Consider the following 16,411-nt stretch of genomic DNA (forward strand, 5'->3'; position numbering starts at 1 on the left):
GATTCAGCCCAGCCGGTGACCGCCGGACAGGGAAACCGATAGGAACGAAACCCAGGGCGAATCACCACCGCAGTGATCCGGGTGGTGCCGTCCCCGAGGCGCCGCATGGTCAGCCGGGTCTTCTTCCGAGCGTGAACCTCTTCAGCCGCGAGTCGTTTGGCCTCTTCGGCTTCGGCGATCTCGGGGGCGATGACGTCGAGGATCCTGCGTCCGAGGCGGCGGAGTCGGGTCGGGTCGAACTCGGTCGCATAGCCGACCATGGTCTCTTCAGCTTTCGCCCGGATCACTGGTTCGAGATCGGCGGGGAGGTCGTCGAGAGCCGCGACGATCACCTCGGCCTGGGCGAGGTTGCAGGCACCAGCCCGCATCGCGGCCGCGACTCGGTGATAGGTCCGGTCCAACGCCTGCGCGAGCCGCAGGTCGGCGCGCAGGACCTCGGGACGCTGGTGGGTGTGGTGGTGCAGCCACGCAGCTATGTCGCGGGCCGCGCTGTCGGCGGCGACGTCATCAGCAGCAGCCATCACCCGCAGCTCGAGCTCGGCCAACTGGGCTTTCGCCCGGGCGATCTCGCCCAGAGCGGCGACCTTCTGTCCGGTGGCCATGAACGACGGATTCGCATCCGCGACCCGGTCCAGATGGCCGGTGATCGCGACCACGGCCCCCAGCACAGGGTGCTGTGGCTGCTGCAGCGTGGTCATCGAAACGGTCACCTCCCGACGTACGAACTCAATGGGACTTCTGCCTATGCAGAATCCCGGCTTGGTTCGCTGGTCCCGGAGGCCCGTCAACACGGGCTATTACTTACCCTCACAGCTCAGCGTTCACGCCCCTGGTTCCCCTGGATTACCCGCACCCGTTGTGTCCCGGATGGAAGGGCACGCCTCTTTCGAGGTGGTCGGCCTCCACGTTTACGCTTGTGCCGAGCCTATCATATAATGCAAGACCAAACCCAATCAGGGACAGATATCCCAACCCGAAACCAGACCGCTGCTGGAAGCCCGCAAGACAGGTAAATGGCACCCGCCCAGACACCCTGGTTCTAATCTCCCAGCCCAAGCCCGGTATTGGCCCCACCCGTGCTGGAACTCGACACGAGGCCAACGGACACACGTCAACCAAACCCACCCGAATGCGGCCAGCGAGCCGGTCGGTCATCGGAGCTGATCAAGCGGCTCGTCCCGCGTGAACGTGACCTGCTGGACGTCGATGTAGTCGGCGGCGAACCCGGCCCGGGTGTACTCCAGGTAGAAGTGCCACATCCGCAGGAACGTCTCGTCGAACCCGAGCGCCCGGACCTCGTCGACCTGCGCACGCAGCGCGATGTCCCAGCGCCGCAGGGTCTCCGCGTAGTGGGCGCCGAACGAGAGCCGGCTGCGCACCCGGAGCCGGGTGTGCGTGTCGACGGCATCGGTGATCGCCTCGGTCGAGGGGAGCAGGCCGCCCGGGAAGATGTACTTGGTGATCCAGGTCTCGGTGTTCCTGGTCGCCAGCATCCGCTCGTGCGGCATGGTGATCCCCTGGATCACGGCGATGCCGCCCGGGGCCAGGACCTCGTCGATCTTCGCGAAGTAGACCGGCCAGAACCGCTCGCCGACGGCCTCGATCATCTCGACGGAGACCACGGCGTCGTACGTCCCTTCCACCGCCCGGTAGTCGCACAGCTCGATGTCGACCCGATGCCCCAGACCGGCCGCGCCGATCCGGCGCCGCGCCAGCTCGGCCTGCTCGACGGAGAGGGTCACCGAGGTGACCTGGGCTCCCCTGGCGGCGGCCCGCAGGGCGAGCTCGCCCCAGCCGGTGCCGATCTCGAGCAGCCGGGTGCCTGCCCCGACGCCCGCCTCGTCGAGGATCCGGTCGATCTTGCGGTGCTGGGCGAGCGCCAGGTCCTCGGTCGAGGGCAGGGAGGAGAACAGGCCCGCCGAGTAGCTCATCGTCGGGTCCAGGAAGAGCGCGAAGAAGTCGTTGGACAGGTCGTAGTGGTGGCCGATGTGCTCACGGGCGTTCTCGGGGGTGTTCAGGTCCTTCTCCCCACGGCGCCGCTCGTAGACGCCGCGCAGCCGCTGCGCCCATCCGGGGAGGAGACCGTCGAGGTCCCGGCACAGCACCGTCAGGGTCTCTCCCAGCTCCGGCGCGTCCCAGGCGCCGGTCATGTACGCCTCGCCGAGCCCGATCAGTCCGTGGCGGCTGAGCCGCGCGTAGAGCTCCACGGGTCGGTGCAGCACGATGTCGGCCGGGCTGCCGTCCTCGCTCACGCTGATCCCGAGCCGCTTCGTGGCGGTCCGGAACAAGGTCGCCGCGGCAGCGGCGGTGAGCCGGGTCACCGGTCCGGTGGGTGACTCCTGAAGCATCGGCCAACGGTCACCCACCGCGGCCTGGGCGGTGGGGGCTTCGATGGTGGTCATCGGACTCCTTCCTGGTGGTGCCGTGGTCGTCTCTGGACCGGCAGACGTCGTAGCCACAGCGCTGCGCCGTGGACGCGGATCCAGACCGCGCCGAGAAGCGCGGCCGGGGCGGAACGGAGCGTGTCCCCGAACCGCGGTTCGACCCGGAGGCCACGCACGGCGGCGTCGAAGACGGTCCCGTCATCGGTGTTCAGCCGGACGGCGACCTGGAGCCGGCCGTCGGGTGGAGGCACGGTCAGGTCGTAGTGGCCGTCGACCCCGTGGAACGGGGATACGTACATCGCCTTCGCGACCCGTGCGCGGTGCCGTTCGTCAGGATGGACGACGTAGGCGTGCCGGTCGCCGTAGGTGTTGTGGACCTCGACGACGGTCGCCAGCGGCTCCCCGGAGGCGGCCGTGCACCAGTAGACGGTGATCGGGTTGAAGCAGAAGCCGAACGCCCTCGGCTGGGTCGCCATCAGCACGCGTGCGTCGCCCAGGTCGAGGTCGTGGAGCCTCAGGAACGCGGCGAGGTTCTCCCGGATCGAGAGCGCGGGGTCACCCAGATGGTCGCGAGCCTCGAAGCGGCCGAGGATGCCATGGTCGGGAAGCTGGTCCAGATCGACCACCCGCCAGTACGAGCGGTGCACGAACCGGTTCCGCAGCGGCTCCCGACGGGTGTGGCTGATCGTGGTCCGATAGAGCCCGGTCGCGGAGCCGCCGGTTCGCTCCTCAGGACTCGTCCAGTCCAGCCCGAGCCGCTGTGCCGCCTTGGCTCCGGAGCGGGCGCCGTCCTCGTGGAACCCCCACCCGCGCCAGGCGCCGGCGAAGACCAGCCTGTCGGAGTCCAGCTCGTCGGCGCGCTGCTGGGCGACCACCGACTCCGGGGTGTAGAGCGGGTGCTCGTACTCCATGGTGGCGATGACCTTGTCGGGGTCGATCAGGTCGGCCCCGCCGAGAGTGACGAGGTGACGTACGCCGCCGGGAGCCGGCAGCCGCATCAACCGGGTGAGGTCGTAGGTGAGCGTGACCTGGCCGCGGCCCGGGCGCTCCAGGTAGTTCCACGACGCCCGGGTGCGCTCGTTGCTCGGCAGCAGGCTGGTGTCGGTGTGCAGCTGGGCCTGGTTGGCGGAGTACGGGAACGCGCCCAGGATCTCCCGCTGGGCGGCCGTGGGGTCACCGAGCATGGCCAAGGACTGCCCGGGATGGGTCGCCAGCACGACGGCGTCGAAGACCTCGGTGTGCCCGTTGCCGTCGGTGATCTCGACACCGGTGCCGGCGTCGACGACGTTCACGACCTTTGTCGAGGTCAGCACCCGACCGCCGCGGTCGCGGATCGCGGCGGAGACCCGCTCGACGTACGTCGCCGACCCGCCGGTGACCGTGCGCCAGCGGGGTGAGCCGAAGACCTGCAGCATCCCGTGGTGGCTGAGGAACTCGAAGAGGTAGCGGGCCGGGTAGCTCAGCGCCGTCTCCGGGTCGCAGGACCACACCGCGGCGACCAGCGGGGCCATGAAGTGGCGACGGAAGTGCGCGGTGAACCCGTGCTCGTCCAGGAACGTCTCGAGGGTGCGCTCGTCGGGCTCGTCACTCGTGAGCAGCGCCCGGGCGGCCCGGTGGAACCGCGGGATCTCGGTGAGCATCCGCAGGTGCGCCGGGCGGAACGCGCGGCGGTCGGGCAGCACCCCGCGCAGCCCGCGCGCCCCCGCGTACTCCACGTCGGCGGCCGTCGAACGCACCGACATCGACATCTCCGAGACCTGGGTCGGCACATCGAGCTCGGCGAAGAGCCGGAGCAGGGTCGGATACGTACGCCGGTTGTGCACGATGAACCCGGTGTCGATCGCCAGCTCCGTGCCGTCCGGCGCGGTGACACGGTGGGTGTCGGCATGGCCGCCCAGCCGGTCATCGGCCTCGAAGAGTGTCACGGTGCTGTCGCCGGAAGCGACGTACGAAGCGGCCAGTCCGGCCACACCGCTGCCCACTACGGCGATCCGGCGGCGTTCGTGGTCGGCGCTGCTCATCGGGCTCCTCGGGGTCGAAGTGGGCGATCAGCGCAGAGCGCTGTCATCCGGTCTTCGGTCACCGGACCGATTCGGATTTCTCTCAGGTCATCATTTTCGTCATCTGTGCTCCGGACCTCGTTGGCCTCTGCAGCAGGTGGCGCACCATAGAATCGCCCCGCATGAGCGACGAGGCGATGAAGATCCCCGCCTTCGTCCGCTACTGGACCGCCTCGACGACAGGTTCCTTCGGCACGGCCGTCTCGACCGTCGCGGTCCAGGTGCTCGTCGTCAAGTTCTGGTCGCCACTCCAGCGGAGGTCGGAGTCGTGAACGCGGCCAGGGTCCTGCCGTACGCCTTTCTGGGGCTGTTCGCCGGAGTGCTTGTCGACAGGGTCCGACGCAAACCGCTGTTGATCTGGTCGAACGCGGCGCAGGCGGTCGCCCTGCTGGCCATCCCGGTGCTCTGGTTGGCCGATGCCCTCTCGTTGGTCGCAGTAGCTGCCGTGCTCTTCGTGGTCGGCGCCCTCTCCGTTCTCGAGATCGCAGCGCGGCAGTCCTTCCTCCCCCGCCTCGTGCCGAAGAGCGCGCTGCTCTCGGCGAACGCGCGAATCGATCAAGGCGACACCGTCGCGATGACGTCGGGGCCGGCCCTGGGTGGCGGGATGGTCGCCTTGATCGGGGCGCCTTTCGCGGTCCTCGCTGACGTGCTCACCTGTGCACTCGGTGCGATCATGAACGCTCGTTTACGCGTCGAGGAGCCGCCGCTTCCCCGTCGGCCGAGCACTCCGAGCCAGGTGCTGGAGGACATCAGGGTCGGCGTGCGCTACATCTACCGCCATCGCACGATCGCCCCGCATGCGACCTCCACCCACATCTGGTTCATCGCCAACGCGATGGCACTGACGGCGTTCGCGCCGTTCGCACTGCGCGAGATGGGGCTCGGAGCGGTCGCCTTCGGCGTCGTCCTGGCGTTCACCGGCGTCGGCGGTCTGATCGGAGCCCTGCTCGCCGTCAAAGCCGGGTTCCGTCTGGGAGCTGGTGGGGCGACGCTGCTCGGCTTCACTGCCGCACCTCTGGCATGGGGAGCCTCTGCGCTGGCGCCGCCGACCGCAGTCGGCATCGTCATTCTCGCCGGCGCCCAGGTGGTGGCGGGGTTCGGCATGGGAGTCGCGAACGCCAACTCCCTGGGCTATCGGCAAGCCGTGACACCGGATGCGCTCCAGGGGCGGATGAATGCGACCATTCGATCCGCGAACCGCACCTGCGCTGTGGTCGGCGCCCTGGCTGGTGGTCTCGTGGCCCAGCTGCTGGGGCTTCGTCCAGCCCTGTGGGTGGCCGTCGCGATCTTCGTGATCGCGGCCGCGGTCGTGTTCGGCTCACCATTTCGCGGAGCTCGCCACGAATAGGAAGCCACGAAAACGGGTTCGGCCTCTGAAACCCAGAGCCCGTCAGCCGCGACCGGCGTACGGCATCCCGGTCGCGAGGATGGTCATCGTGGGGACGCTGACGCCGAGCGGCAGCTGGGCCATGGCGACGATCGCGTCGGCGACGTGCTGCGGGTCGAAGGTCGGCTCGGGGCGTACGGTGCCGTCGGCCTGACGGGCGCCGACGGCGATGCCGGCGGTCATCTCGGTGGCCGCGTTGCCGATGTCGATCTGGCCGACGGCGATGTCGTGAGCTCGGCAGTCGAGGGCGAGCGCGCGGGTGAGGCCGGTGATCGCGTGCTTGGAGGTGGTGTAGGCCGCGCTGCCCGGTCGCGGTACGTGCGCGGAGATCGAGCCGTTGTTGATGATCCGTCCGCCGCGCGGGTCCTGCCGCTTCATCTGGGCGAAGGCCTCGCGGGCGCAGAGGAAGGAGCCGGTGACGTTGACGGCCAGCGTCGCGGCGAACTCCTCGGGCGGGATCTCGTCGACGTCGCCGCTCGGGCCGAAGGTGCCGGCGTTGTTGACCAGCAGGTCCACGCGGCCCCACATCCCGACGACGGCGGCGAACGCCGCTTCCACCTCAGCGGCAGAAGCGACGTCCGTGGGCAGCACGAGGGACCGCGCCATCACCGACGCGGTCTCCTCCAACGACGACCGGGTGCGGCCGAGCAGGGCGACCTGGAAGCCGGCGCCGTCCAGCGCCTGCGCGATCACTCTCCCCAGCCCGGAGCCTGCTCCGGTGACGACCGCGACCGGCATCAGGTGAACTGCCGGCTCAGCTGGGCGTGCCGGTTGACGTCCTTGTAGAGCAGGTAGCGGAACCGGTCGGGGCCACCGGCGTAGCAGGCCTGCGGACAGAAGGCCCGCAGCCACATGAAGTCGCCCTCCTGCACCTCGACCCAGTCCTTGTTGAGCAGGTAGACGGCCTTGCCCTCGAGGACGTAGAGCCCGTGCTCCATCACGTGTGTCTCCGGGAACGGGATCGCGCCGCCCGGCTCGAAGCTGACGATGTTGACGTGCATGTCGTGGCGTACATCATCGGGGTCGACGAAACGCTGGGTCTTCCAGGCGCCGTCGGTGCCCGGCATCTCGCCACCGGGCACGTCGACCTCGTTCGTGACGAATGCCTCCGGTACGTCGATGCCGTCGACCCGCTGGTAGGCCTTGCGGATCCAGTGGAAGCGGGCGACCTGGTCGCTGGTGTTGTGCAGCGTCCAGGTGGAGCCGGGCGGGAGGAAGGCGTAGCCGCCGGGGGTGAGACCGTGCTTCTCGCCCTCGATCGAGAGCGTCAGCGCGCCCTCGACCACGAACAGGACGCCCTCCGCGCCCGGGTCGAGCTCGGGCTTGTCGCTGCCGCCGCCGGGCGAGACCTCGACGATGTACTGCGAGAAGGTCTCGGCGAACCCCGACAGCGGGCGGGCGATCACCCACAGCCGGGTGCCCTCCCAGAACGGCAGCTTGCTGGTGACGATGTCGCGCATGGTGCCACGCGGGAGCACTGCGTACGCCTCGGTGAAGACGGCCCGGTCGGTGGTCAGCTCGCGCTGGGACGGGTGGCCGCCGGTCGGGGCGTAGTAGCGGCCAGGAGGGTTGTGTGCTGCGCTCATGGTCGGGCTCCTTCTCGGGTCAGCAGCCGGCCCTGGGGGGCGGCCTCGATGTCGATCTTCTCGCCACGCAGCCAGGTCTCGCGGACAACTCCTGCGAGGGTGCGGCCGTGGTAGGGCGTGACGGCGTTCTTGTGATGGAGCTTCGCGGCGTCGACCACGTACGTGTCGTCGGGGGCGAGGACGCAGAAGTCGGCGTCGTTGCCCACCGCGATCCGTCCTTTGCGGCTCAGCCCGGCATGACGCGCGGGTGCCTCGGACATCCAGCGGGCGACGTCGGTGAGGGTGAAGCCGCGGCTCCTTGCCTCGGTCCAGACTGCCGACAACCCCAGCTGGAGCGACGAGATACCGCCCCAGGCGACCCCGAAGTCGCCGGTGTCGAGTGCCTTGAGGTCAGGCGTCGAGGGCGAGTGGTCGGTGACGACCATGTCGATGACGCCTTCCCGCAGGCCGACCCACAGCAGCTCGCGGTTGGCCGCCTCCCGGATCGGCGGGCAGCACTTGAACTGCGTCGCGCCGTCGGGGATCTCCTCCGCGGCGAAGGTCAGGTAGTGCGGACAGGTCTCGGCCGTGATCGGGATGCCGTCGCGGCGGGCGGCATCGATGGTCGCGAGCACGTCCGCGCTCGAGACGTGCAGGATGTGGACCCGGCACCCGGTCTTCCTGGCGACCTCGACCACACCGGCGACCGCCAGGTTCTCGGCGTCTCGTGGACGGCTGTGCAGGAATCCTGCGTACGCCCCACCTACCGCCACCGGCGCGTGCTCGATCGCGTGGGCATCCTCGGCGTGCACGATCAGCAGCCCGTCGAAGGACGCGATCTCACGCATCGCGAGCTCGAGCTGGTCGGCGTCGAGCGGCGGGAACTCGTCGACACCCGAGTGCAGCAGGAAGCACTTGAAGCCGGAGACCCCGGCCTCGTGCAGCGTACGCAGCTCCGGGACGTTGCCGGGGATGGCACCGCCCCAGAAGCCGATGTCCACGAAGGCCTGGCTCGCGGCTGCCCCTCCAAGAGCGACCCGTCGCTTGAGGTCGAGCGCCGGGAGGTCGCAGGTCGGCGGGATGCTGTTGAGGGGCATGTCCACGATCGTGGTGACCCCGCCGGCGGCAGCGGCCCGGGTCGCCGAGGCGAACCCCTCCCACTCGGTCCGCCCGGGGTCGTTGACGTGCACATGGGCGTCGACGACGCCGGGCATCAGCACCTCGTCGTCAGCGAGCTCGACCACGCGCGCCGCGGTCAGACCGGCCCCGGTCGTGTCGACCGCGACGATCTCGCCGTCACGGACCCCGACCGAGCCTGTCGTCTCTCCGTCCGGGGTCACCATCCGCGACGCCCGGATCACCAGATCGATTTGTCGACTCACACCCTCACCCCTCTTCGACTGCCCGCCTCTTCGACCGCTCGCCTCTTCGACCGCCCGCTCCTCGACTGCCACCACCCGGGTGCGCTGGCGGCCGAGGCCGGTCACCTCGGCCTCCACCACGTGCCCTTCGCGCAGGAAGGGCCGCGGCTCGGGCCGCAACGCGGCGACACCGCCCGGGGTCCCGGTCAGCACCAGGTCACCGGACTCGAGTGTCATCAGCGTACTGAGGAACGCGAGGATCTCGCCGACGCTCTGCGCCATCCGAGCCGTCGAACCGGCCTGGCGCCGCTCGCCGTCGACCCACAGCTCCAGGCCGAGGGCCTGGGGGTCGTCGACGGCGTCCGCCGTGACCAGCCAGGGCCCGATCGGGGTGAACGTGTCGGCACACTTCCCCTTCGCCCAGGTCGGCCCGGCCGCGATCCGCGCCCGCTCGCTGACGTCGTCGGCGGTGAGGTAGCCGCCGACCGCGGCCAGCGCCTGCTGCGGGTCGGCGCACCGGGAGAGCCGGCGACCGAGGACCACACCCAGCTCGACCTCGTAGTCGGTCGTCGTCGATCCGGGCGGCAGCTCGATCGCGTCGTACGGTCCGACGATCGAGGTCGAGGGTTTGAGGAAGACGACCGGCTCGTCCGGGATCGCGACGCCGGCCTCCTCGGCATGATCCTCGTAGTTGAGCCCGACGCCGACGACCTTGCCGGGTCTCGCCACCGGCGGCCCGATCCGGGTGCCTTCGGCGACGGCGGGAAGGCGGCCCGAGGCGACCAGGTCGTGGATCAACCTGAGCCGCACGGGGTCGCCGAGCAGGTCGCCGTCGATCCTCGGCACGGCTGCCGATAGATCACGCAGTACGTCCTGGTCGTCGAGCGCCGCGGGGCGCTCCTGGCCCGGCGGGCCCACACTCAGCAGTCTCATGTGTCCTCCTTGGATGCCGACCGAGTTACCTCGGTGAACATTCCGCCGTCCGCTCACGCCGCCTCCTCGGATGCTCACCGAGTTACCTCGGCCCGATTGCAGTTCCCTCGCGGAACTCCACGAAGGAAGTGGCCGCTCACCGAGTTACCTCGGTGAGCATTCCGCCGTCCGCGCACGCGTCCTCCTTGATCAGATGGTCGGCAGCGATCTGCTCCGCGATCTGCTCGAGCAGGGCCGCGCCGTCGCGCAGGCAGCGCTGCCGGTCGGGTTCGATGTCGGTCAAGGCGTACGCGGCGCCGATCCCGGCCGCCCGCAAGCGGTCGGGATCGAGCTCGTTGACCCCACAGACCGCGACGACCGAGACGCCGGCGCGCGCAGCCGCGGCGGCGACGCCGGCCGGCGCCTTGCCGTTGAGGGTCTGCTCGTCGAGGGCGCCCTCCCCGGTGACGACGAGGGCCACGCCGTCCAGCCCGGCAGCGAAGTCGACCAGCTCGAGCACGAGCTCGATGCCCGATCGCAGCTCCGCGCCCAGCAGGGCGAGTGCGGCGAAGCCGACACCACCGGCCGCGCCGGCGCCGGGGCGGCCACGGAGATCGGTCCCGGTGAACGACGCCACCAGAGATGCCCAGCGGCCGAGCGCGGCGTCCAGCCGTCGTACCTGGTCCGGATCGGCGCCCTTCTGCGGACCGTAGACAGCGGCCGCACCGGTGGGACCGGTGAGCGGGTTGTCGACGTCGCAGGCGACGGTGACCGATACCCCTTCGAGGCGCCGCCGCAGCTGGTCGACCTCGATCCGGGTGACCTCCTCGAGCCCGGCTCCGCCTGGACCCACCGGGTCCCCGGCGACGGTGAACAGCCTGGCGCCCAGCCCGCAGAGCAGGCCCGCTCCGCCATCGGTGCTGGCGCTGCCGCCGATCCCGAGCACGATCCGCCGACAGCCCGCATCGATCGCGGCTGCCATCGCCTGACCGGCCCCGAGGCTGGAAGCGCGCAGCGGATCCGGTCCATCCGGCAGCCGTGCCAGCCCGGAGGCGTCGGCGAGCTCGACGACCGCGATGTCGTCGCGCCGGGCGTACGAGGTCTCGACGGGCTCTCCCGTCGGACCGGTCACGCGGACCGGCACGAGCGCGAACCCGGCGGACGCGGCCGCCGCCAGGGTGCCGTCACCGCCGTCGGCAACCGGGATCGCGTCGACGACTACGTCGGGACGACCCCTGCGCATCCCGGCGCTCACCGCCGCCGCGACCTCGGCAGCGGTGAGCGATCCCTTGAACTTGTCGGAGGCGACGAGCACGCGGACCATCTGGGATCAGTCCAGCGGGACGAGCGCGGTCGGGGCGTGCTCGCCACGCTCGGCCAGCTCCTCGAACTCGACGACGCCGTCGATCTCGAGGCCCATCGAGACGTTGGTTACCCGCTCGAGGATCACCTCGACGAGCACCGGCACCCGGTATTCGGCCATCAGCGCCTTCGCCTTCTCGAAGGCGGCGCCCAGGTCGGACGGATCGGTCACCCGGATCGCCTTGCACCCCAGGCCCTCGGCCACCTTGAGGTGGTCGACGCCGTAGCCCTCGACCTCCGGGCTGTTGACGTTGTCGAAGGCGAGCTGGACGCAGTAGTCCATCTCGAACCCGCGCTGGGCCTGACGGATCAGGCCGAGGTAGGAGTTGTTCACGACCACGTGGATGTAGGGGATGTTGAACTGGGCGCCGACCGCCAGCTCCTCGATCAGGAACTGGAAGTCGTAGTCGCCGGAGAGCGCGACGACCTGCTCGTCCGGGACCGCGGTCGCGACTCCCAGAGCAGCTGGGAGCGTCCAGCCCAACGGGCCGGCCTGGCCGGCATTGATCCAGTGCCGTGGCTTGTAGACGTGCAGCAGCTGTGCCGCCTGGATCTGCGACAGACCGATCGTGGTGACGTAGCGCGTGCCGGGCCCGAACGCCCGGTTCATCTCCTCGTAGACCCGCTGCGGCTTGATCGGGACGTTGTCGAAGTGGGTCTTGCGGTGCAGTGTCCGCTTGCGCTCGGCGCACGCCTCGGCCCAGGACTCCTGGTCGACGACGCGACCGTCCGCCGCCCACTCGCGGGCGACCTCGACTAGCGCCTCCAGCGCCGCACGGGCGTCGGAGACGATCGAGTAGTCCGGCGCGAAGACCCGGCCGATCTGGGTCGGCTCGATGTCGATGTGCACGAACGTACGTCCGCGGGTGTAGGTCTCGACCGAGCCGGTGTGGCGGTTGGCCCACCGGTTGCCGATGCCGAGGACGAAGTCGCTGGCCAGCATGGTCGCGTTGCCGTAGCGGTGGGAGGTCTGCAGGCCGACCATGCCCGCGTTGAGCCGGTGGTCGTCCGGGATCGTGCCCCAGCCCATCAGCGTGGGGACGACGGGCACCCCGGTGACCTCGGCGAGCTCGACCAGCAGGGCGGCGGCGTCGGCGTTGACCACGCCACCACCGGCGACGATCAGCGGGCGCTCGGCCTCCAGCATCATCGCCAGCGCCTTCTCCGCCTGGGCGCGGCTGGCTGCCGGCCTGGCGATCGGCAAGGGCTCGTACGTCTCGATGTCGAAGTCGATCTCGGCCTGCTGGACGTCGAGCGGCAGGTCGATCAGGACCGGGCCGGGACGCCCCTCGCGCATCAGCCGGAAGGCCTTCTGGAAGGTGCCCGGGACCTGGGCGGGCTCCATCACGGTGACCGCCATCTTGGCGAGCGATCCGGCGATGGAGGCGATGTCGACCGCCTGGAAGTCCTCCTTGTGGAGCTTCGCGACCGGTGCCTGGCCCGTGATGCAGAGGATCGGGATCGAGTCGGCGGAGGCCGAGTAGAGCCCGGTGATCATGTCGGTGCCGGCCGGGCCGGAGGTGCCGATGCAGACGCCGATGTTGCCGGCCTTCGCCCGGGTGTAGCCCTCGGCCATGTGCGAGGCCGCCTCGACGTGGCGGGCGAGCACGTGCTGAAGCCCGCCGTGCTTGCGCATCGCGCTGTAGAACGGGTTGATCGCGGCACCGGGGAGGCCGAACAGCTGGGTCGCGCCCTCCTTCTCCAGGATCAGGACTGCGGCGTCGACCGCGCGCATGCGTGCCATGTCAGCTCTCCCCCTTCTCGACAGAGCCGCTGAAGCGCTCGACGCCACGCAGCAGGGCAGAGTGGTCCAGGCCGCCGTCGCCGTTGGCCCGGGCGCTCGCCATCAGCTGGGCGACCAGTGAGCCGAGCGGGACCACGACGCCGGCCTCGCGGGCGGCTGCGGTGACGATCCCCATGTCCTTGTGGTGCAGGTCGATCCGGAAACCGGGCGGGAAGGAGCGGGTGAGCATGTTCTCCTTCTTCTGGTCGAGCACGCTCGAGCCGGCGAGTCCGCCACCGAGCACCTCGAGGGCGGCCTTCGTGTCCACGCCGTACGCCTCGAGGAAGACGACCGCCTCCGAGAGCGCCTGGATGTTGGCGGCGACGATGAGCTGGTTGGCTGCCTTGACCGTCTGGCCGGCGCCGCTCGGGCCGACGTGGACGATGGTCTTGCCCACGACGTCGAAGAGCGGCTTCGCGGCGGCGAAGTCGTCGGCCGCGCCGCCGACCATGATCGAGAGGGCCGCGTTCTTCGCACCGGCCTCGCCACCGGAGACCGGGGCGTCGAGGATGCGGAAGCCACGGGCCGTGGCCTGCTCGGCGAGCCCGGCGCTCACGTCGGGCCGGATGCTGGAGAAGTCGATGATCAGCGCGCCGGCCGGGGCGGTCTCGAAGACCCCGCCCTCGGCGGTGAGGACCTCCTCGACATGGGGCGAGTCCGGGACCATGACGCAGACGACGTCGGCGTCGCGGCAGGCGTCGGCGGTCGAGGCGGCCGCGCGGCCGCCCGCAGCCGCCAGGGCCTGGGTGCGCTCGGGGCTGTGGTCGAAGCCGGCGACGCTGTGTCCAGCCTCGACGAGGTGGGCGGCCATCGGGCTGCCCATGATGCCGAGGCCGATGAAAGCGATGTTGGTCATGATGTTCTCTCCTCCGTGGAGTGGTTAGCGGTTTGCGTACGCGGCGCTGCGGTGCTCCTTGCCCGTCGAGTCGGCGCAAACTGACCAAGATCCGCGTCGAGTCGGCTCGTCATGACGAGCCGACTCGACGCTGATTTCGGTCAGGACGAGCCGACTCGGCAGCTGGGGCGGCGCTCGTGCGGCAGCCAGTCGAAGCTCTCGGTCGAGCCCTTGGCGGGCTTGTACTCCAGCCCGACCCAGCCGGCGTACCCGGCCGCCTCGAGCGCGGCGAGCTGCCGCTGGAGCGGGAGCTCGCCGGTGCCGGGCTCGTTGCGGCCCGGGGCGTCGGCGATCTGGACGTGGGCGATGCGAGCGGCGTACGCAGCGATCACCGCGTCGACGTCGTCGCCGTTGACGGCGAGGTGGTAGAGGTCGGCGAGCAGGCCGATGTTGGCCTCGCCGGCTCGGTCGATCGCCGCGATCGCATCGGCCGCGGTGAGCAGCGGGTAGCGATCGGCGCCGCTGACCGGCTCGACCAGCACGGTGCCGCCGATCCGGGCGGCAGCGCGAGCGGCCAGCGCGAGGTTCTCGGCGCCGAGCTCGTCCTGCGCCTGCGGCGAGGCGTCGTCGACGCGGTTGCCGTAGAGCGCGTTGAACGCCGTGCAGCCGAGCCGCTCACCGATGCCGATCGTGACGTCGATGTTGTCGCGGAACTCCGCCGAACGGGCCGGCCACGAGACCAGACCGCGGTCGCCGGCGGGCATGTCGCCGGCGAAGAAGTTGAGGCCGACCAGGTGCACCCCGGCGTCCTGTACGGCGGCGACGAAGGCGTCCACGTCCTTGTCGGACGGCACCGCCTCGGCGAACGGCCACCAGAACTCCACCGCGTCGAAGCCGGCGGCCTTCACCGCAGCGGGGCGCTCGAGCAGCGGGAGCTCGGTGAACAGGACCGAGCAGTTCACCTCGTAGCGGAGCTGGTGGGACATCCTCACCATTCCTTTCCGTATTGCGGAATTTGATTTCTGACATTCGAAATATAAGGATGTGAACGGAGTCACGTCAACCCCGACCAGGACTCGGCCGCAAACGGATGAAGAAACGACAACGGGCCTCCCGCGTAGGCGCGCGGGCGTTGTACGTTCCTCCAATACGCGGCCGAGATGGAGGCACCGTGCAACTGGCAGAGCTGTTGGAGACCCCCAGCCTGGGTCTGCGGCTCCTGCATGCACCCGAGGGCTCGCTGGAGCGTCCGGTGGGACGTACGATCACGATCGATCTCCTCGAACCGGGCCGCTATCTGAACGGTGGCGAGCTCGTGCTGACCGGCCTGGTCTGGCGTCGCGGACCCGAGGACAGCGAGACCTTCGTGTCCTCGATCGCAGAGGGCGGGGCGACCTGCCTGCTGGCCGGCGCAGCCCTGCTCGGCGCGGTGCCCGACGATCTCGTCGACGCCTGCCGTCGCCACCAGCTCCCCTTGGTCGAGGTACCCGGCGACGTCGCGTTCGCCTCCGTGACCGAGTACGTCGCAGCCGCCGGCGCGGCCGGCGAGAGCGCCCGGATGTCGGCCAGCCTGGCCCGCCAGCGCCAGCTCCTCTCCGCCATCGCCTCCGGCCGCAGCCTCGACGAGCTGGCCGCCCGGGTGGCCTCCGAGATCGGCCATGCCTGTCGGGTGCTCACCGCCAGCGGCCGACATGTCGTCCCCGGTCCCGGCGAGCTCGATCCGGAGACGGTCGACGCCCTGACCCGCCGCTTCCTGACCGCCGACCTGCTGCCCGCGGTGGCCGAGGTGGGCGACCGCAGCTACTCGCTGTTCCCCATCGGATCGGGCCTGGCCGACCGCCTCACCGGCTGGACCGTCGCCGTCGAGGGCGACCACACCACCTGGCCGCGGGAGGACCTCGACATGGTCCACGAGTTCGGCGCCATCACCGCGCTGGACCGCTCGCGGCGCGACGAGGGACTTCGCGTCCGGCGGCCGCTGGCGGCAGCGACCCTGGCCCATCTGGAGGCAGGTGCCTCACCTGCCGAGGTAGCGACCGGGCTACGCCAGTGCGGGCTCGATCCCGAGCGGCCGGTCGTGCTCGCCGTGGCCGAGCTCGGGCCGAGCGGACCACCCGATGCGGTGGCCGCTGTGCTCGAGGACGTGGCCCTCGGCCTCGGCCCGTCCGCGGTCGCGAACGCGCGCGACGGTTGCGCGGTCGCCTTCCTTCCGGCGCGCCCGGACCTCACCGACCAGCTGCGCCGCTCGCTCACCCGGTTGGCACCCACACTGGTCCGCGGTTCGCTCTCGGTCGGACTGAGCGGAGAGAGCGGTATCGACGCGCTGGCCGGAGCGCTCGAGGAGGCCCGGTTCGCACACCGGGTCGCCCGCTCCGGCGGCGGCGCGGTCGCGCTGTCCAGCTCGGAGGAGGTCACCTCCCACGTGCTCCTGCTCGCCACCGTCCCCGACGACATCCGCCGCACCTACGCCCAGCGTGTCCTCGGCCCCGTCCTCGAGCACGACCAGCGCACCGGCAGCGACCTCGTACTGACGCTCGACCGCTTCCTGACGTACGCCGGGTCCTGGACGCGTACCGCAGAGTCCCTCCACCTCCACGTCAACAGCGTGCGCTACCGGATCTCCCGGGTCGAGGAGCTCACCGGCCGCGACCTGACCACGATGGAAGACCGCGTCGACGTCTTCCTCGCACTCCGCTCGCTGTGAGCCACCGACCCGAGGCCGCTGGCCCGCAACTCGGGTAACACGTCGTTCGTAGTACTAC

Annotated in this window: 13 protein-coding genes; 3 read left to right on the forward strand and 10 right to left on the reverse strand. The window is 70.3% G+C overall.

Annotated features, from left to right (window positions below):
- The 3 genes from IEY84_RS23175 to IEY84_RS23185 form a co-directional block, all read right to left on the reverse strand.
- Positions 1-698, reverse strand: a 698-nt coding sequence (locus tag IEY84_RS23175) for a DUF222 domain-containing protein (RefSeq protein WP_189129318.1), incomplete at its 3' end; no start/stop codon positions are given.
- 453 nt (positions 699-1,151) lie between these two features.
- On the reverse strand, positions 1,152-2,402 hold the full coding sequence (locus tag IEY84_RS23180; RefSeq protein ID WP_183543332.1) for a class I SAM-dependent methyltransferase: 1,251 nt from the start codon (positions 2,400-2,402) through the stop codon (positions 1,152-1,154).
- The gene (locus tag IEY84_RS23185) at positions 2,399-4,405 is read right to left on the reverse strand and encodes an FAD-dependent oxidoreductase (protein ID WP_183543330.1); all 2,007 of its coding nucleotides are present in this window, start codon (positions 4,403-4,405) and stop codon (positions 2,399-2,401) included. The genes IEY84_RS23180 and IEY84_RS23185 overlap by 4 nt, the downstream gene beginning before the upstream one ends.
- A 161-nt stretch (positions 4,406-4,566) precedes the next feature.
- Here IEY84_RS23185 and IEY84_RS23190 point away from each other — a divergent pair, with 161 nt between their 5' ends.
- Positions 4,567-4,716: a hypothetical protein gene (locus IEY84_RS23190; RefSeq protein WP_183543328.1), complete on the forward strand. Its 150-nt coding sequence runs from the start codon at positions 4,567-4,569 to the stop codon at positions 4,714-4,716.
- Positions 4,713-5,792: an MFS transporter gene (locus tag IEY84_RS23195; RefSeq protein WP_183543326.1), complete on the forward strand. Its 1,080-nt coding sequence runs from the start codon at positions 4,713-4,715 to the stop codon at positions 5,790-5,792. Before IEY84_RS23190 ends, IEY84_RS23195 begins: the two co-directional genes overlap by 4 nt.
- A 42-nt stretch (positions 5,793-5,834) precedes the next feature.
- Here the strand turns inward: IEY84_RS23195 and IEY84_RS23200 are convergent, their stop codons facing one another.
- The 7 genes from IEY84_RS23200 to IEY84_RS23235 all read right to left on the reverse strand — a co-directional run bounded on the left by IEY84_RS23200 (position 5,835) and on the right by IEY84_RS23235 (position 14,635).
- A complete protein-coding gene (locus tag IEY84_RS23200) occupies positions 5,835-6,569 on the reverse strand; it encodes an SDR family oxidoreductase (protein ID WP_183543324.1) in 735 nt (244 codons plus the stop codon).
- Positions 6,569-7,417 (reverse strand): bifunctional allantoicase/(S)-ureidoglycine aminohydrolase, encoded by an 849-nt coding sequence (locus IEY84_RS23205; protein WP_183543322.1) that lies wholly within the window; start codon positions 7,415-7,417, stop codon positions 6,569-6,571. Before IEY84_RS23205 ends, IEY84_RS23200 begins: the two co-directional genes overlap by 1 nt.
- Positions 7,414-9,690: an allantoinase AllB gene (allB, locus tag IEY84_RS26840; protein ID WP_229788947.1), complete on the reverse strand. Its 2,277-nt coding sequence runs from the start codon at positions 9,688-9,690 to the stop codon at positions 7,414-7,416. The genes IEY84_RS23205 and allB overlap by 4 nt, the downstream gene beginning before the upstream one ends.
- A gap of 136 nt (positions 9,691-9,826) precedes the next feature.
- Positions 9,827-10,993: a glycerate kinase gene (locus IEY84_RS23220; protein ID WP_183543320.1), complete on the reverse strand. Its 1,167-nt coding sequence runs from the start codon at positions 10,991-10,993 to the stop codon at positions 9,827-9,829.
- Positions 10,994-10,999: 6 nt separating this feature from the next.
- Complete coding sequence (gene gcl, locus IEY84_RS23225; RefSeq protein ID WP_183543318.1) at positions 11,000-12,775, reverse strand: glyoxylate carboligase; 1,776 nt, start codon at positions 12,773-12,775, stop codon at positions 11,000-11,002.
- A gap of 1 nt (position 12,776) precedes the next feature.
- Positions 12,777-13,670 (reverse strand): 2-hydroxy-3-oxopropionate reductase, encoded by an 894-nt coding sequence (locus IEY84_RS23230; protein WP_183543316.1) that lies wholly within the window; start codon positions 13,668-13,670, stop codon positions 12,777-12,779.
- A 140-nt stretch (positions 13,671-13,810) separates the two neighbouring features.
- Positions 13,811-14,635: a hydroxypyruvate isomerase family protein gene (locus IEY84_RS23235; RefSeq protein ID WP_183543314.1), complete on the reverse strand. Its 825-nt coding sequence runs from the start codon at positions 14,633-14,635 to the stop codon at positions 13,811-13,813.
- Positions 14,636-14,820: 185 nt separating this feature from the next.
- Between IEY84_RS23235 and IEY84_RS23240 the strand changes: the two genes are divergently transcribed.
- Positions 14,821-16,353: a PucR family transcriptional regulator gene (locus IEY84_RS23240; protein ID WP_183543312.1), complete on the forward strand. Its 1,533-nt coding sequence runs from the start codon at positions 14,821-14,823 to the stop codon at positions 16,351-16,353.
- Positions 16,354-16,411 lie beyond the last annotated feature (58 nt).

Source organism: Nocardioides albus (genome assembly GCF_014648255.1).
In the GTDB taxonomy this organism is placed as follows: domain Bacteria; phylum Actinomycetota; class Actinomycetes; order Propionibacteriales; family Nocardioidaceae; genus Nocardioides; species Nocardioides albus.